Annotated in this window: 17 protein-coding genes, 1 rRNA gene and 1 other annotated feature; of the genes, 2 read left to right on the forward strand and 16 right to left on the reverse strand. The window is 43.4% G+C overall.

Translation table 11 applies throughout. The features are described from left to right. Positions 1-30: 30 nt before the first annotated feature. From rsmA to metG, 5 genes are all read right to left on the reverse strand, one after another. A complete protein-coding gene (gene rsmA / locus G476_RS0102450; RefSeq protein ID WP_026688705.1) occupies positions 31-912 on the reverse strand; it encodes a 16S rRNA (adenine(1518)-N(6)/adenine(1519)-N(6))-dimethyltransferase RsmA in 882 nt (293 codons plus the stop codon). Between the two features lie 5 nt (positions 913-917). Continuing rightward, on the reverse strand, positions 918-1,469 hold the full coding sequence (gene rnmV / locus G476_RS0102455) for a ribonuclease M5 (protein WP_026688706.1): 552 nt from the start codon (positions 1,467-1,469) through the stop codon (positions 918-920). A gap of 537 nt (positions 1,470-2,006) precedes the next feature. Beyond that, positions 2,007-3,377 carry a G5 and 3D domain-containing protein gene (locus G476_RS0102465; RefSeq protein WP_026688707.1) on the reverse strand — a complete coding sequence of 457 codons (1,371 nt, stop codon included), beginning with the start codon at positions 3,375-3,377 and terminating at the stop codon, positions 2,007-2,009. A gap of 219 nt (positions 3,378-3,596) precedes the next feature. Further along, on the reverse strand, positions 3,597-4,364 hold the full coding sequence (locus G476_RS0102470; RefSeq protein WP_026688708.1) for a TatD family hydrolase: 768 nt from the start codon (positions 4,362-4,364) through the stop codon (positions 3,597-3,599). A 268-nt stretch (positions 4,365-4,632) separates the two neighbouring features. After that, positions 4,633-6,603, reverse strand: a complete 1,971-nt coding sequence (gene metG, locus G476_RS0102475; protein ID WP_026688709.1) for a methionine--tRNA ligase — start codon at positions 6,601-6,603, stop codon at positions 4,633-4,635. A 60-nt stretch (positions 6,604-6,663) separates the two neighbouring features. Then, positions 6,664-6,913: a binding site (T-box leader), on the reverse strand. A 661-nt stretch (positions 6,914-7,574) separates the two neighbouring features. On the opposite strand from metG, the gene G476_RS0102485 reads away from it, so the two are divergent. Next, positions 7,575-7,862: a transition state genes transcriptional regulator AbrB gene (locus G476_RS0102485; protein ID WP_026688710.1), complete on the forward strand. Its 288-nt coding sequence runs from the start codon at positions 7,575-7,577 to the stop codon at positions 7,860-7,862. Positions 7,863-7,914: 52 nt separating this feature from the next. Here the strand turns inward: G476_RS0102485 and rsmI are convergent, their stop codons facing one another. The 10 genes from rsmI to G476_RS21125 all read right to left on the reverse strand — a co-directional run bounded on the left by rsmI (position 7,915) and on the right by G476_RS21125 (position 15,668). After that, a complete protein-coding gene (gene rsmI / locus G476_RS0102490; protein WP_026688711.1) occupies positions 7,915-8,796 on the reverse strand; it encodes a 16S rRNA (cytidine(1402)-2'-O)-methyltransferase in 882 nt (293 codons plus the stop codon). Further along, positions 8,774-9,064 carry a GIY-YIG nuclease family protein gene (locus tag G476_RS0102495; RefSeq protein ID WP_026688712.1) on the reverse strand — a complete coding sequence of 97 codons (291 nt, stop codon included), beginning with the start codon at positions 9,062-9,064 and terminating at the stop codon, positions 8,774-8,776. The genes rsmI and G476_RS0102495 overlap by 23 nt, the downstream gene beginning before the upstream one ends. Further along, positions 9,051-9,794 (reverse strand): tRNA1(Val) (adenine(37)-N6)-methyltransferase, encoded by a 744-nt coding sequence (locus tag G476_RS0102500; protein ID WP_026688713.1) that lies wholly within the window; start codon positions 9,792-9,794, stop codon positions 9,051-9,053. The genes G476_RS0102495 and G476_RS0102500 overlap by 14 nt, the downstream gene beginning before the upstream one ends. A 73-nt stretch (positions 9,795-9,867) precedes the next feature. Beyond that, positions 9,868-10,239 carry a DNA replication initiation control protein YabA gene (yabA, locus tag G476_RS0102505; RefSeq protein ID WP_026688714.1) on the reverse strand — a complete coding sequence of 124 codons (372 nt, stop codon included), beginning with the start codon at positions 10,237-10,239 and terminating at the stop codon, positions 9,868-9,870. 15 nt (positions 10,240-10,254) lie between these two features. Continuing rightward, a complete protein-coding gene (locus G476_RS0102510; RefSeq protein WP_026688715.1) occupies positions 10,255-11,082 on the reverse strand; it encodes a PSP1 domain-containing protein in 828 nt (275 codons plus the stop codon). 1 nt (position 11,083) lies between these two features. Continuing rightward, entirely contained in the window at positions 11,084-12,070 is a 987-nt protein-coding gene (gene holB, locus G476_RS0102515) for a DNA polymerase III subunit delta' (protein ID WP_026688716.1), read from the reverse strand. 12 nt (positions 12,071-12,082) lie between these two features. After that, positions 12,083-12,412, reverse strand: coding sequence for a cyclic-di-AMP receptor (locus G476_RS0102520; protein WP_026688717.1), 330 nt, complete (start codon positions 12,410-12,412; stop codon positions 12,083-12,085). A gap of 417 nt (positions 12,413-12,829) precedes the next feature. After that, positions 12,830-13,465 (reverse strand): dTMP kinase, encoded by a 636-nt coding sequence (tmk, locus tag G476_RS0102525; protein ID WP_026688718.1) that lies wholly within the window; start codon positions 13,463-13,465, stop codon positions 12,830-12,832. An 18-nt stretch (positions 13,466-13,483) separates the two neighbouring features. Continuing rightward, the gene (locus tag G476_RS0102530; RefSeq protein WP_026688719.1) at positions 13,484-14,929 is read right to left on the reverse strand and encodes an aminotransferase class I/II-fold pyridoxal phosphate-dependent enzyme; all 1,446 of its coding nucleotides are present in this window, start codon (positions 14,927-14,929) and stop codon (positions 13,484-13,486) included. Positions 14,930-15,443: 514 nt separating this feature from the next. Further along, on the reverse strand, positions 15,444-15,668 hold the full coding sequence (locus G476_RS21125; protein ID WP_051314623.1) for a sigma factor G inhibitor Gin: 225 nt from the start codon (positions 15,666-15,668) through the stop codon (positions 15,444-15,446). 226 nt (positions 15,669-15,894) lie between these two features. Here G476_RS21125 and G476_RS0102540 point away from each other — a divergent pair, with 226 nt between their 5' ends. Further along, positions 15,895-16,539 (forward strand): hypothetical protein, encoded by a 645-nt coding sequence (locus G476_RS0102540; protein ID WP_051314624.1) that lies wholly within the window; start codon positions 15,895-15,897, stop codon positions 16,537-16,539. Positions 16,540-16,845: 306 nt separating this feature from the next. Here G476_RS0102540 and rrf read toward each other — a convergent pair. Further along, positions 16,846-16,962: ribosomal RNA gene (gene rrf, locus G476_RS0102550) — 5S ribosomal RNA — on the reverse strand. Positions 16,963-17,078 lie beyond the last annotated feature (116 nt).

A 17,078-nucleotide genomic window follows, 5' to 3' on the forward strand; every position in this document is an offset into this window, starting at 1 on the left:
CGTATCAGTTCCGGTCATTCTGTGTTTAAGTTACTCGTTTCCATAGCGTTCAACAAAGACATCACTCAACTTGGCAAACTCCTCCATCGACAAAGATTCTCCTCGACGTTTAGGATCAATACCGGCTTGTTCACATAAGGCAACCACTTGTTCTTTTTCTTTTTTGGCATCAAAATGGTGCACGAGATTGTTTAAAAGTGTTTTACGACGCTGGGTAAAAGATGCTCGAATGATTCGGAAAAAGAAAGCTTCGTCTTTTACACTCACAGGTGGCTCATCCCGGATCGTCAGCCTTAAGACAGCCGAGTCCACATTTGGTTGTGGAACGAAGACCGTTTTAGGCACAGTCAGAACTGTTTCAGCTTTGGCATAATACTGACATGCAATCGACAATGAACCGTAGTCTTTCGAATTCGGTTTAGCAGCAATTCGCTCGGCTACTTCTTTTTGAATCATAACCACAATCGCTCGGAGCGGCAGCTTCTCTTCTAGTAGCTTCATCAAAATAGGCGTAGTCACATAATACGGCAAGTTCGCAACCACCACCAGGTCATCCTTCTTCTTGATCTCTTCGTTAATTAACGTGTGTAGATCAGCTTGTAAAACATCTTTATGAATCACCCGAACGTGAGGATATGGTGACAGTGTGTCATTTAAAATAGGTAAAAGGCGTTGATCAATTTCAAGGGCCGTAACGGAACCTGCTTGCTTTGCAATCTGCTCGGTTAACGCTCCGATTCCAGGACCTACTTCAATAGCCGATGTCTCTTTGGTAATGTTTGCTGCAGCGACAATATTTCTTAGCACGTTCGTATCAATAAGAAAATTTTGCCCAAGGCTTTTCTTGAACGAAAACTTATGTTTTTGCAGGATTTCTTTCGTTCGTTTCGGGGTGGCAATGTCTTTCGTCATGAGTGTCACTCTTCTTTCTCTTGCGTATAGTTAAGGGCTTTAATAAACTCTTGTTTTGAGATGCGGAATTGCACCAGTCGCCTGTGAAGCTGTTTTCCGTTCGCATAACCGATCTTCAGCTTTCGACCAAGGTCTTCCCGCCGCTGCCTTGCACCTGTCCCTGCAATTAACCCTGATGCGATCAAATCATCAAGAGTAATTTGCTCCTCTGCCACTTCTCCAGGGCTTCGAACCGCTTCTAATGCATCGAGAAGCGCTTTATCGGATGCATTTTCTACGCCAATTTTCCCTCTATGGTTTTGGGCCAATTCCTTGGGTAAAAAAGCATGCTTACACCCGGGCACAGCCGCTTCAATTGTCCGGCGAATTTTCTCGCCAGGATAGTCGGGGTCTGTAAAAATAATCACCCCTCTACGCTCTGCTGCAAGTCGGATCTTTTCAATCGTCACATCGTTGATGGCCGATCCGTTCGTCTCAATCGTATCGCATTTAGCAACTCTCGCTAAAGCTTTCGTGTCATCTTTTCCTTCTACTACAATCATTTCTTTTATAATCACAACTAAACCTCATTTAGTTTAGCTGCTTTCGTTTAATTGTTGCTTTTTTATTATTATCTTCATCACTAGAATGGTGGTTGAAGCATACTGGCCTTCCGATTCAACTTTTCTTGTGTGAAAGCAACAAACCTTCCGAAAGCAACATTTAGTTTTACTTTTAGTCGGTACGCTTCGCGGTTTTTGTTCATATTTCTATTAATGAGCCTACCCTTGCCTCGGTGTATAAAGCTCCGCTTCACGCTATCCGCTCCCTTTCCGCTGCGGCGCCGGCTAGCCTCCTCGGGCAAAGCCCTTGCGGGGGGTCTACCCTGGCTCCCACGGCCGCAGGAGTGTCACTACTAGCGTTCAGCTACGCATAACAAAAGCACCCAACACTTCAAATAGAATTAAAAGCTTACTGACTCATGTTTCTCTATATAAAATTCTCAATACCTCGAAAACAGCATGAATAATGAACATTTATTTTATCATAAAAATCAAAAACAAAAATAGACACAGATCTAACCCCTGTGTCTATTTAGTATAACACTGAATCGACTATTCTAAAATTCGCACTTCAACTGACCTGCGTCCAAATGAATTGGCTCCGCTGGGCATGAAAATATCGATTTTTCTCCCTTTAATAGCCCCTCCAGTGTCCCCTGCAAGATATGTCCCGTATCCTTTTACTTCTACACGAGACCCTAAAGGAATGACACTAGGATCGACAGCCACCACTCTCGAATTCGGGTTCGATTTCAAGTCAATTCCCGTGGCTGTAACACCTGAGCAGCCGGTACAGTTTGCTGTATAGGCGGTTGCCTCAAATGTCTGCCAGCTTTCCGCACTAGATCCACTAGAAGAGGAGGCTGAACTATTATTTGATGAGCTTGACGAGCTTGATGAACTTGATGAACTTGACGCAGAACTGCTTGAGTTCGAGTTCGATGAAGCTGATGCAGAACTAGAAGAATTCGATGAAGCCGAATCACTTGAACGATTTGAGCTGCTCGAGGAAGATGATGGGGAAGAGCTACGAGAAACGGTTGTCACAGGTGTCGGTGTTTTTGTTCCAATTGTGACAATGCGGTCTTCGCTTTCTTCCACGACTTCTTCTTTTACAAGTTCACGGGAAACTTCTTCACCGTCTTCAAAAATAACTTCATAATGTTTTTTCAATTTGCCGTCTTTTCCACTGTTCACGACTTTTTCATTCCCTAGCTCAAGGGAGGAGTCGCTCTTTCTTACAGTGGCGAAATCGACAGCTTCTTCCACGACATCGGTGACTTTTTCTACACGGACTACAGTTAGGTCCGCCTCGTTGGTTAGTCGCTCATCGACAGTTGGCTCTATTTTATCCAAGTCGTTAAGCTCTATTTCATGATGCTCTAAAAAGTCAGCGACAGTCGTCGAAGTGGTCATGATCTTCTCTTCTTTTCCGTCTATGTATACCGTGACACCAAAGGCGGCTTCATACACAATGTCGGTTTCGGAGTTAATTTTTGTTTCAGGTGAGTGGGAAAGATAATCGTGTTCGCCCACCTCAAGATCGATCTCTTGAAGAAGCTCTTCTACATTTTCCGCTATGGTCCATGTGACCTTTCGCTCTCCATCGATCGTTAATGTAACGTGGTTCGCTTTTGTTATGGTTATGTGAGTCTCATCTGTGAGTTTGGTATCAAGTGCTGGTTCAATGTGATCATGAAAGCCTATGTCTATTCCTTGTTCTTCCAAAGCCTCTTCTACTGTGGTTGCATGCGTTTGGGCCTCGCGTTCAAGATCCTCAGCATAAATCGTGACGGTTGTTTTCGTAATTTCATAGAATACGAATCCAACGGTAGCAAGCACAATAGTAAGGCCGACGCCGGATATGACCAACTTTTTCCACGTGAATAAACGTGAAAGAAGTTGCTTCATCCTATCATTCATAGTCAGAACGCCTCCTTCGATTTTCACATTTTACCCCTATCCACCTTTCTTGTCAATTCGGCTCTAAGAACCATTTCCTAGTATTATCGTCCACGTTTTATGGAAATGTAAAGCGTTTCCCTTCGACAAACCCTACAAAAGACAGAAAAATCGGTGTCGAAGAATAGGACCAGGTTCGTTTCTTGGACACCATGGGATTTCCTTCGACACCGAAAGTTGTCAGCTTATGTTAAATAGTTTTTTCGCATTATTTCGTGTTTGTTCTATTAATTCCTCATAGGAGACCTCTTTTAACTCTGCCAATTTCTCAGCAACAAGTGTCACGTATGCCGGTTCATTTCGCTTTCCTCGATTTGGGTGCGGTGCTAGAAACGGACAATCGGTTTCGATCAGGAGACGATCCATCGGAATCTGCGTAGCTACTTCTTTTGGTAGCTTGGCGTTTTTAAACGTCACCGGGCCTCCAAAAGAGATGTGAAAATTCATGTCCAAGCATTCTCTTGCCATGTCCATGTCTCCTGCAAAGCAATGCATGATGCCACCTACTTGTCCTGCATCTTCTTCTTTGAGTACGTCAACGATATCTTGATCCGCTTCACGATTATGGATGATAATCGGCATGTTTACCTTTTTCGCAAGACGAATCTGTTTACGAAAGACTTCCTTTTGAACGTCTTTCGGTGATTTATCCCAGTGGTAATCGAGACCCATCTCCCCGATGGCAACGACTTTCGGATGAGCCGATAGCTCTTCAATCCACTTCAAGTGTTCGTCTGTCATGTCGATTGCATCTACTGGATGCCAACCGACTGATGCGTAAAGAAAGTCATATTGTTCAACAAGAGCCATGGCTTTATGAATGGTTTTCTTATCAAATCCGACAACAACCATTTCTTTAACGCCCGCTTCTTGAGCTCGTTCAATGACATCTGTCAGATCATCTTCGAATTGATCGGCATTGAGGTGTACATGAGTATCAAATAGCATGTTAATCGTCCTTTCCTTTTGTTAATTGAAGGTGTGGTGGAGGGCTAATGCGGTACTAACCAGTTTAAGTGTGTCACTAACCTGTTTAAACGCGCCTCCAACCTGTTTAAACGCGCCTCCAACCTGTTTAAATGCTGCTCTGACCTATTTAAACGCGCTCCCAACCTGTTTAAGTGCTCCCCCAACCTGTTTAAACACAAACCATCCGGCGCAAACACCACTCTTCTTTAAAAAAAGCCCGGCAACTGGTGCCGGGCAATTACTTGTTTTATTTCACTTGAGCACCATTTGGCAAGGATTGGTCAATCGTTGCCAACTTTAAGTCTTTTCCTTTAGACCCGGCAAGAACCATCCCTTGAGATAGCTCTCCACGAAGCTTAACCGGTTTTAAGTTGGTCACACAAATCACTTTTTGCCCAACAAGCTCTTCTGGCTTGTAGTGTTTAGCGATTCCTGAGACGACTTGTCGTTTTTCGTAGCCTAAATCGAGCTGAAGTTTGAGCAGTTTGTCGGCTTTTTTCACCGGTTCTGCATCAATGACCTCCGCGACACGAAGTTCTACCTTTGTGAAGTCGTCAATCGTGATTTCATCGACTTCAGGTACGTTCTTCTCTTTGTTTTCCGCTTCTTTCTTCTGATCTTCTTCTGTAAGGACTTCCCCGCCCATTGATTTGACGATATAGGCAACTTCATCCTTCACATCAAGACGTGGGAAGAGAGGCTCGCCTTTTTTCACGACACGGGAACCATTTTTCAGGCGTCCGAATTCATGAATGGACTCCCACTCTGTGTCTTCTTTGGCGACACCGAGTTGATCCCAAATCTTTTGTGGTGTTTCAGTCATGAACGGCTGAATCATGATGGAGACGTTTCGAAGAGATTCAGCTAAGTGGTACATCACCGATCCGAGCTGTTCTTTTGCCGTCTCATCTTTTGCTAAAATCCAAGGCTGTGTCTCATCAATGTATTTATTCGTACGACTTACAAGCTGCCAGATGGCTGTTAATGCAACGGAAAACTCCATGTCCTCCATGGCCGCTTCCACTTTATCAACCGTCGCCTTCACAAGGTCCACAAGAGACTCATCATATGGCGTGGCATCCTTTACGTAGTTTGGCACTTCACCGTCAAAGTATTTATTAATCATGGCAACCGTTCTGTTCAAAAGGTTTCCAAGGTCGTTTGCCAAATCATAATTCAAGCGATCCACAAACCCTTCCGGAGTAAATACTCCGTCAGAACCAAATGGTACTTCACGAAGAAGATAATAACGAAGGGCATCGAGGCCGTAGCGATCAATTAATGGAACAGGATCGACGACATTCCCTTTTGATTTGGACATTTTTCCGTCTTTCATCAATAACCAACCGTGACCGAAGACTTTTTTCGGTAATGGGAGATCAAGGGCCATTAACATAATCGGCCAGTAAATCGTGTGGAAACGGACAATCTCTTTTCCTACAAGGTGAACATCCGCCGGCCAGTGCTTTTGATAAAGGGAATCATCGTCACTTGCATAACCAAGAGACGTAATATAATTCGACAACGCGTCAATCCAGACATAGACAACGTGCTCAGGATTGCTCTTTACTTTAACGCCCCAATCAAATGACGTACGAGATACTGCGAGATCTTCCAGTCCCGGTTTAATGAAGTTATTGACCATTTCCTTTTTACGGGATTCAGGCTGGATGAATTCAGGGTTGTCTTCATAATACTTTAACAGTCGATCCGAGTACTTGCTCATTCTAAAGAAGTAAGACTCTTCACGAACCTTTTCTACCGGTCTGCCACAGTCAGGACAGTTCCCGCCTTCCGCTTGACGCTCTGTAAAGAACGATTCGCATGGCGTACAGTAAAGGCCTTCGTATTCATCGAGGTAAATATCCCCTTGATCGAGAAGCTGATCAAAAATCTTTTGCACAACGTCTTTGTGTCTTGGTTCTGTCGTTCGAATAAAGTCATCATAGGAGATATTGAGCTTGCTCCAAAGGTCCTTAATGTTCTCGGCCGCCTCATCTACGAAAGCTTGAGGACTTATACCTTGCTCCTTTGCTTTTAGCTCAATTTTTTGCCCATGTTCATCTGTACCCGTTAGATAACGAACATCGTACCCTCGTAAACGCTTATAACGAGAAATTGCGTCACCTGCTACTGTCGTATAAGCATGGCCAATATGCAACTTGCCACTTGGGTAATAAATCGGCGTCGTGATGTAAAACGTTTTGTTTTCACTCATCTTCTATTCCTCCTTCACCTTAAACGGTGTTTTTGCCCATAAAAAAAGCACCCCTCCCATAATTGGGACGAGAGCAACATACTCACGTGGTACCACCCACATTCCCCTGAAAAAATCCAGGGCTCAGTTCGTTACACATGTAACGATCGTCCATAACGCAGACCTGCGTCGCTCCCTTATGGCTGTTGCCACTCGAAAGCGGAATCCCTCTCCGGACCATCTTCAAAAGTGCTGTTCATGCCGGTTTTCAGCTCCTCCGGCTCTCTGGTAATGAACGCGATCTTTTTACTCATCCGATCATTGGAAATATCATCATTCACTCTGTAAAAAATATACCGAATCCCACGTGCTAATGTCAAGGAATACTAGGGTTTATCGCAGTAATCAGTATAAACATTTCTCTTTAAAACTAAACCTTCTTGAATGACATAATGAAATCCTAGAACAAAATTCCTTTTTTTATAAAAAAAGGTGTCAATATCCGACTTTATGGGTATAGAATACTCAGGTGACCATTCACCGCAGTAACGTCCCATAGTCCATAGAATGTGAGGTGGTCAGTTTCTCTCACTATTATCATCTACGGAACTGTCGTCATGTTGGGTCAACCGTCATTAATCTTTCCAAATGTCGTTAATTATGGACACAATCAGGAAGCTGTTGTCGAACCGTTTACTAGCTTAATAGAGAAGTCTTTTACATTTTCGAAAATGAACGTATCTTTTTCACTTCCAATAATCGGAGGTTTTTAAAAGTTATTCCAATTGAAGCTAGAATCCTATTAAATATAGTGGTTTCTACTAGGTATTCACTACGAAAATCTAAAATATTGACAAAAACTTTGGATATAAACGTTTTCACGTTGACTTCTTTTGGAAGACTTGGTATTCTAAGTTTGAAAGATTTTGTCGAAGTTTGACTGCTCTTTAGTTTAAAAATACGAATTTTTCTTTATGGGAGGAGAATGATTCATGAAATCAACAGGTATTGTAAGAAAAGTCGACGAACTAGGACGCGTGGTTATTCCAATCGAATTACGCCGTACGTTAGACATTGCAGAAAAAGACGCACTTGAAATTTACGTAGATGACGATCGCATCATCTTGAAGAAGTACAAGCCTAACATGACTTGTCAGCTTACAGGAGAGGTATCTGATGATAACCTATCCCTTGCAGGCGGTAAGATCATCTTAAGCCCACAAGGTGCTCAAGAGATCGTAAACGATCTTCAAAGCTACCTAGAAAAGCAAAGCAAGTAATGGTTTAACCATTATTAAAGCCTGAAACCAACGTGGTTTCAGGCTTCTTTTTTTATGAACCGTCAACGTGGTAAAGCTTGTACACTTCACGCTTGTTCATGTCTCGATCTTTTGCTACTTGCTTAATGGCGTCTTTTGATGAATTGCCTTTTTCTATATAAGCATCGACATGTTCACTAATACCTAACTCTGTCCACCACGTATCATCTGTCACATCGCTACTGCCTTCAGGTGCTCCTTCAACATAGAGTACACATTCCCCTTTAAGAGGATTTTCCTCACAGTAATCATGGATTTCTTCTAGCGTTCCACGGACAAATTCTTCATATTTTTTCGTAAGCTCTCGGCACAATACTCCTTTACGGTTTCCAAGAGTCTCGATCATCTCTTTCAATGTCGCTGTCACGCGGTGAGGAGATTCATAAAACATAAGCGTAGATTCATGATTTTTCCAAAAATCCAACGTTTCCCGCTTTACTTTCTTCTTCCTGTTCAAGAATCCGACAAAAGTGAACGAATCTGTCGACAAACCCGAAGCAATTAGTCCTGTTAATGCTGCATTCGCTCCAGGGAGGGGCACTACGGTAATCCTTTCAACGATACACCTCGCTACCAGCTCTTGACCGGGATCGGAAATGGCAGGCATCCCTGCATCACTCACAAGAGCCACGTTACTGCCTTCCGCGAGTTTTTCAATTAGCATCTCTTCTCGTTCTGATTTGTTATGTTCATGATAGCTCACAAGCTTGGTTTCAATATCAAACACATGGCAGAGCCGCTTCGTATTGCGCGTGTCCTCCGCTGCAATCAAATCTGCTTCTTGTAATGTCGAAACCGCTCGATACGTCATATCATCCAAATTGCCAATGGGCGTTGGAACAAGATACAACGTCCCTTTTTCACTGTCCCCTTTAAAGCTCTTTTGAACAAACATCTTGCACACCTTCTTTATTCTTTAAGATTAAAGCTTCTTTTTCACTTCTCTTTAATTGTTTAATGCGATATTCTCCTTGAAGAGCTTCACGCTTGGAAGAAAAAGCTTCTTCATACACGACTTTCAGTGGGGCACGCCCTCTGGTGTATTTTGCCCCAAGCCCTCTCTCGTGAGTTTTTAAGCGCTTTTCCACGTCTGTTGTATAACCCGTATAGTACGTCCCATCGTTACATTCCAGTATGTACACATAATGGTTACCATGATTCATAATGGTCCTTAAACTCCTTTAAGTACTGCCCGTCTTCTCCATACACTTCAATTGGGAAGAGGGTTTTCAGTCCTGGACTTCCGCTCTTCATGCTCTCAATCAACACCATGTTTGCCTCTTTCCCTCTTTTTCCATGAACATATTGAACACGTTTAGGCTCCATGTCGTACGAACGAAGAGCGATCATAATATCAGCCAACCGCTCAGGACGATGGACGAGAGAGAATTTCCCTCGGTACTTTACAAGCTTTGAGGCAATACGAACCACATCGTCAATCGTACACGTCACCTCATGGCGCGCCAAGGATATGGTTTGGTTTTCATTTCTATCTCGGTCATTTACAGTCATCGGAAAATACGGAGGATTACACGTCACCACATCGTATCTTCCCCATGTGACTTCATCTTCAAGCTCTGTAATGTCTTTATGAATGATCCGAATTTGATCATCAAGATGATTGTTACTGATGTTCCTTTTCGCCAAGTCGACTAAAGGTTCTTGAATTTCCACCGCATCAATCGGTGCATCCGTCCGTTTGGTGAGCATCATTGGAATCGCACCGTTCCCTGCGCCCAGATCAATCATTTTCCCGCCTCGTTTAGGAAGGCTCGTAAATTTAGACAAAAGGACAGCGTCGGTTGAAAATACGAAGACGTCCTTTCTTTGGATAATGCCTAGGTCCGTACCCGGCAAAAAGTCTACTCGTTCATCTTTGTGTCTTTTATCCATATTCCTTGAACTCCCTTATTGCTCTAATGGAAAAAAAGTCTTTCCGACACGGGACGGAAAGACTCGAATGTGATTATTTTTTATTGAGAAACGAGAGGCAAAATAAACAATCCCCTTCTTTTCGGATGCTTCCGTAATGCAGGTTGCAAATGTGAAAGCCTTCCTGATAAAGACGGGCGAGGTTGTCGTACCCTTCACCAAACTCTGTTTGTTTTGCTTCTTTTCGACTAGGCTGTGATGCTTTTTGCTCGGGTTTTCTCCTCTTCCCCTTCGCCTGAGTGCTGTCATCGAGGCGTGTTCGTAAATGCTCATTTTCAATGGAAAGATGATGATTCTCTTCGAGCAAAAGAGCGAGCTGCTCCTTTAACTCCCCAAGCTCATGGTGCAGACCGCCTATGCGTTCTTCCATATGGCTCACTCGTGCAAAAATCTCTTTTTTATTCACGATTCCCACACCTCATTAATTCGTGGTTTCGTTGGCGATAGCTCCTTCTTTCATGAGTTCATCCAATGTATATTCGACGACACGCTGCGCTTCGAACAATTCCACTTGTACCAAACGCTCAAGCATGTTGAGACCAACCACTTTTCCTTTTCCATAGCTTGTTTTAATGTGCTCATTAATATCCGGCAAATCTTTTTTTGCGCTCTCATACATGTCGTTTTCATATTTCAAACAACACATCAAGCGTCCGCAAAGACCGGAGATTTTCGTCGGGTTAAGAGAAAGGTTTTGATCCTTTGCCATTTTTATCGACACAGGCTCAAAGTCTCCTAAAAACGTTGAGCAACAAAGCATTCGACCACAAGGTCCAATTCCACCAAGCATTTTCGCTTCATCTCTTACACCGATTTGGCGAAGCTCGATTCTCGTTCGGAAAATGGAAGCCAAGTCTTTGACCAACTCTCTAAAGTCAATTCTTCCATCGGCCGTAAAGTAGAATAAAATCTTGTTTCGATCAAATGTATATTCAACGTCCACAAGTTTCATTTCCAGCTTGTGATCGTCAATTTTCTTAAAGCAAACATCAAAGGCTTTTTTCGCTTCTTCACGATTTTCCTGTACGACAAGCTTGTCTTTTTCAGTCGCTAGTCTGAGGACATTTTTTAGTGGGAGTACGACATCGTTTTCATCAACCTCTTTAGGGCCAATGACCACTTTTCCGAATTCCACACCTCGCGCCGTCTCAACAATCACGTAATCGTCTGTCTCTATATCTATTGTACCTGGAGAAAAATAATAAATTTTCCCCGCTTTTTTAAATCGGACACCTACTACTTGATGCACGTTATCCCTCCTGTAACCGAAGGAGCAATTGCTCCATAACTAACTGAGGACTGGTATTTGCATCGAGACGTCTCTTCGCTTCAAGAATCGCAGTGAGGTTATTTCCTAGCTTCATTTGTGAAGCCATCAATGCCTCATCTTTGAGCCGTTCTTCCTGATCAAAAAAGACAAGTTCATTTTGCTGATCAAGTTGCATGCGAATCACATCTCTATACCAAATCATCAAAAGGTCGAGACCGGTTTGCATCTCGCTTTTTTCTTTAAAAAAGCCCAGCCAGCCATCCTGAAGCATCAAGTAAGCGTACCTTGGACGCTTAGATACTTCATCTGTTAATTGTATCACTTTGGTTCTTGCCTGTGCAATCCAATTCTCCTCACAAAGGTCCTTCGCTTCCTCTAAATCAGAGGTTAATTGGGCCACTGTTTGTGCCTGTGCTTCTGGGATGTCTTCTTTCACAAGTTGTTTGACGAGCTTGTCCGGTTTTAAAGGAGCAAAAGAGAGTACTTGAGAACGGGAGACGATGGTTTTTAAAATCCGGTGGTACTGTGTCGTCATTAACACAGCCAGCGCTTCACCGTCTGGCTCCTCAAGAAACTTTAAAATGCTGTTTGCAGCGTTAGGTGTCATTTTTTCCGCATCTTCTACAAGATAGACCTTCTTTTTGGACTCTACACCCCGAAAGCTGAATTCTTTTTTCAAATGACGAATTTGATCGACCTTAATTGTCTGTCCGTCCGTTCTGATCCAATGCACGTCAGGGTGATTGCCTGAATGGACCCGTCTACAGTCCCCACACTCGCCACAAGGCTCTCCCTCGACTGAATGAGCGCAAAAGAACGAACATGCCAGCTGCTGTGCTACCTGCCGCTTCCCCGTTCCTCTTCCCCCTTCAAACAAGTACGCGTGAGCAAGACGGTTCTTCTTTAAACTATTTGTGAGCATTTTTACAACCGTTGGCTGTGAGTGTGATAATTGTTCCCAAGTCATGAGAGGCCTCCACTAAAACTTTTCAAACTGGTCAACCGGAAGAACAAATACCGTAGCTCCTCCTACTTGCACCTCCACCGGATATGGCACGTAAGAGTCTGCGTTGCCGCCCATCGGTGAAATAGGTGCTACAAGCTGTTCTCTTGATTTGCAGTTATCTTTAATGATCGTTAATACGTCATCCACATTTTCATCTTCGGTACCAATCATAAAGGTGGTGTTTCCCGCCTTCAAAAATCCGCCTGTGCTCGCCAGTTTCGTTGCCTGATAATTATGATCAACAAGCGCGTCGGAAAGGCGGTTGCTGTCTTTATCTTGTACTACAGCTACAATTAACTTCATCGTAAACGTCCTCCTTGTTGTGTACCGTGCAGGCATGGAGCCTACGTTCTTTTCTATATTATAACAGCTTGCACATGAATCTGTGCCAGACCTATTTGTCTTTTTGTTACTTAATTTTAAAATGAGTTTACTATTGTGCCAGTGTTTATGGCTTTGCTCCCTATCCGAGGCGATGCCGGCGAGAGTCAGTAGAATCACCTTGCTTCTGCCTCTGCAGTAACGGCTTCGTCGTGTTCTGTGTCGAAGCTACGCATAACAAAAGGACAAGGTACTTCACATAATTGTAAGTTTAGTGAGTAAGAGACATACTCATAATTTTTAATGAGTACACCACTACCTAAATTGATAAAGCTTTCCTTGAACAAGGTCGTAGATTACCCCTAGTCATCTTCATTTTTTATATTTTTGACGATCACCTTACTTCTTGTTTTCTAAAAAAGCTGCAATCGTCTCCCACGTCTGTTGAACAACTTGCTCAAGATCCCCTTCGGCATCAATGGTCTGGATTCGCTCCGGTTCTCTTTTTGCCAAAGATTGATAAGCCTCTCTTACTCGATAGTGAAAGTCGAGCTTTTCTTGATCGAGGCGGTTGTTCTCTCGTCCATTATTGCCGGAAATTCGGGCCAACCCTACCTTTGGATCCAAATCGAACAACAGTGTGAGGGACGGCATAAGCCCTGCAGTGGCAAAAAGGTTCATTTGAAGAACTTCATCTACTCCAATACCTCTGGCAACCCCTTGATAAACAAGACTACTATCAACAAACCGATCACATAATACAAGCGTTCCTTTCTCAAGTTCAGGTAAGACCGTTTCCACAAGGTGCTGTCGCCGTGCAGCGGCATACAAAAGAGCTTCGGTTCGCTTGTCCATCTCCGTATGCTCTGGGTCAAGAATAATCTCTCGTACCTTCTCAGCAATAACGCCACCACCTGGCTCTCGTGTACGAATCACGTCATATCCTACTTGCTCTAATTTTTCTTTTATGGTTTGAAGGACGGTGGTTTTACCTGCTCCTTCTCCCCCTTCAAATGTAATAAACGTTCCTTTCACAGTTCAAAACTCCTCTTTTCATCTATATCGTTTCATACCCTCTTTGAGCCAATGAGTTCCTGTTTGAAACTTCGCCCCCGAGCGGACAAGCTCCTTTAGACGTTCAATTTGGGCCTGTTCGATTCGTTCACCTCTCATAATGAGAGGAATTCCCGGTGGATAAGGGACTATGTCCTCTCCTGCTAGGTGCCCGGCACCTTGTTCCCAATTAACAAATTCCGTTTCCATCGTCTCAAGTTCTTTATACGTAAACGGAAGCTCTGTGATTCGTTCTCTCACAGGTTCTTTAAACGCTATTAGCTCAGAGCCTGCCTTCTCGACGGAAAACGCCTCAACCGCTCTCCTCATTCTCTCCACATGTTCCTTTGAATCATTCCAAGAGAGCGACAAAGGTAAAGTCAACACCAAATAGCGGTCGTTCGCAAGCTCCGGATAAATCCCATGTTTGTTTAACGCTCGTTGAAGCTCTAGTCCCGTTGCGTTCGAACGACTTCGCAACACTATTTTTAAAGGGTCCTGCTTAAAACCGCTCAGCTGTAGAGGTGCCAGTTCCCATTGTGGAATGATCCCTAGCTCTTTTCGAAACGCGATTACTTTCTCATATAACCGGTTATACGATTCAGGTGTAAACCCGGCCAAGTACGCTCTCGCTCCATCAAGAGAGCCCATAAGAGGATAAGAAGGACTACTTGACTGAAACATCCTCAAGTACCTCCTGATGGCCTGTTTGTTTACTCTAGACCCTTGTATATGTAAATAAGCAGTCATCGTCATGGCAGGTAGCATCTTGTGAGCCGACTGCACGACGGCATCAGCTCCCGCTTTCAATGCAGAGCCTGGCCATTCAGTACCTTCTGTTATCAAATGAGCACCATGAGCTTCATCCACAAGAACAACCATTCCCGCACGGTGAGCCTCATCAACCACAGAATGCAGAGGCTGCACATAGCCTTCATAACTGGGTGATGTGATTATAACCGCTTTCGCCTGAGGATAGCGGCGGATGGCTGTCTTTACCGCTTCGCCGTCAATGCCAAGCGTCATACCAGTATTTTCATCAATTACAGGTTCAATAAAGATCGGCTTTGCCCCTGATAATACGAGACCGTGAAAAACAGATTGGTGACTATTTCGTTGCACAATCACCTGGTCCCCTTCAGACAACGTACCCATAAGCATAGCCAAGTTCCCTGCCGTCGATCCTCCCACAAGAAATGCTGTATCCTCCACATTATATAGGGCCGATGCCAGGTTCTCTGCCTCATGAATCACCCCTTCAGGGTGATGCAAGTCGTCCATTCCTTCAATTTCAGTCACATCAATAGAAAGGACATCTTGGAACAAGGTCCTCACATCCTCTTGAAAGACCAATCCGTTTTTATGCCCGGGTACGTGGTAAGATATAGAGTTATTTCGCTTATATTCAATTAAACGCTCCATTAAAGGCATGCGTCCCTGATCCATTCATTCATCCACCTTCAGTATTCTTTGCTTTCTTCATTATACTAGAGATGGAAGAGTTTTTGAATGTATGGAGTAATGTGGACGAGTGGAGATGATGGACGAGGCTTCTTTTGGAACTAAGGTTTTAAGATTCGCTTTTCGCATATGTAATATAAATTAAAAAGTTGCATGTCTTCGCTCGAGAGCTAACTCCGCCTATAATAAAATAAGTACGTCAATTACACATTTATCTCCGCTAATTCGAAAATAAGTACGCCAATTACACATTTATCTCCGCCAAATCAAAAATAAGTGGATGATACGTAACCCGAAAGACCTCCCTCGCCCCACTTCCTCTCCCTCACCCTCACCCATAAAAAGAACAAAAGCGCTGGAGCTAGCCGAATAAAAGATTTTACACAGCGTTGTTATCCACATGTAAAAGAATTATAAACAAATAAAAAACAGATACCATTGCGTCAGCACACGGTTATCTGCTTTTTTTATTCGTTCTATTCAATTTTGCACCAACCCTTTAATGGATTCTACGTTTGTTTTGAAACAATGAATCTCGTACTTTTTTAAGTTTGTCTAAATACTCGCGATATTCCCCATCTGAAGTGTCTGATGATACCAATGCACTCTCACACGATTCACAAATAAAATACTCCAATAGATGAATTCCATTTTCTTTTTCCTTCTTACAAATCAAGCATTCTTGTAATTGGTTTGTTTGTTTCGATGCTAACATTCCTTTCATCGCTTCTCCACCTCCATTCCCAGTATGGACGAGAAAAGGTAGATTTATTCGTACGTTTTTAACTGATGCTTCACTATATGCTACGCTCTTCGTCCTTGTGCCCAATTTTAAAAAGGACAAAATAAAAAGGAACAGGGTATAGTAGATACAAAGACATTACATGAAGGCAGTGAAAAAATCGGGTTGTACTTTTTCATTGGTCTCATTTCATTTAGAGGAGGTTTCTATGAATAAAGTGTTTTTGTTTGTTTGGCTTGGCTTACTAGCCTACACGTTCTTCTTGGCTCCTGGAGTATCCCTTGGTGACGATCCGATCGCTCAATCTTTAATATCCGGGCAGTTTGAAGGTGTTGATCCTCTTGTTGTTACGGTTTTCAGTATGCTAGGTCTTTATCCCGTCATTTTTCTTATGCTGTTGATTCCAAAGGATATTTACCGTTGGCCAGCTTGGCCATTCGCTCTTTTCTCATTCGGCTTAGGGGCATTCACAATCTTGCCTTACTTGGCCTTTCGAAAAGAGGCTGTTCGCGAAACCACCCGGGGGCCAAAGTGGGTCAGAAGTGTTCTTGTAAATCCTGTGACGATCATTCTTGCCTTACTTGTTGCTGTAGGCTTGTATTTTACAGGGGTTAATGGCGGGTCCCTCACGGCATATGGCGAAGCGTTTATGAATTCCCACTTGGTGAGCACGATGACAGTAGACTTGCTCGTCATTTTGTGGGTTACATATTGGCTTGCTAAATATGAGTGGCGCCTTCGTTTTTCATGGCTTGCTTTTATTCCAGCGATCGGAATTTTAATTCTGTTGTTGCGGCGAAAACAGTTAGGTCCGGAGGCAATAGTAGGTGGAGAGCACGAAAGGGGGCCTTAGTAGGCTGCTTTTTTTGTGTTTTGATATAGAGATACTGTTTTTAAAATTGTCGGAGGGCGAGGGTGGATCGGAAAAGGTTAAATGGGAGGGGAATTCATTATATCCTCTTTGAAATAGTGGGTTTGCCTTAAGTTTGAGCTAACTTGATTAAAGGTTGTGCTAACTCGACTAAAGCCACAGCTAACTCGTTTAAAGGTAGAACTAACTCGACTAAAGCCACTACTAACTTGATTAAATCCCAAGTCCACAGTGTCCCAGTCCACACAAAAAAGCACCCACCAAAAGGTGAATGCTTTTTCTCATGTTGCCTAGCGACGTCCTACTCTCACAGGGGGAGAGCCCCCAACTACCATCGGCGCTGAAGAGCTTAACTTCCGTGTTCGGCATGGGAACGGGTGTGACCTCTTCGCTATCGCCACTAGACAAATATGAAGTTAGAGAGATGTTCTCTCAAAACTAGATAACAGCTTCGACACTCTTCACAGAGTTTCGTTAGAAGACTAAACAAACATCAATTTTTGGATAAGCCCTCGATCGAT

The sequence above is a fragment of the Alteribacter aurantiacus DSM 18675 genome (assembly GCF_000429705.1).
In the GTDB taxonomy this organism is placed as follows: Bacteria; Bacillota; Bacilli; order Bacillales; family Salisediminibacteriaceae; genus Alteribacter; species Alteribacter aurantiacus.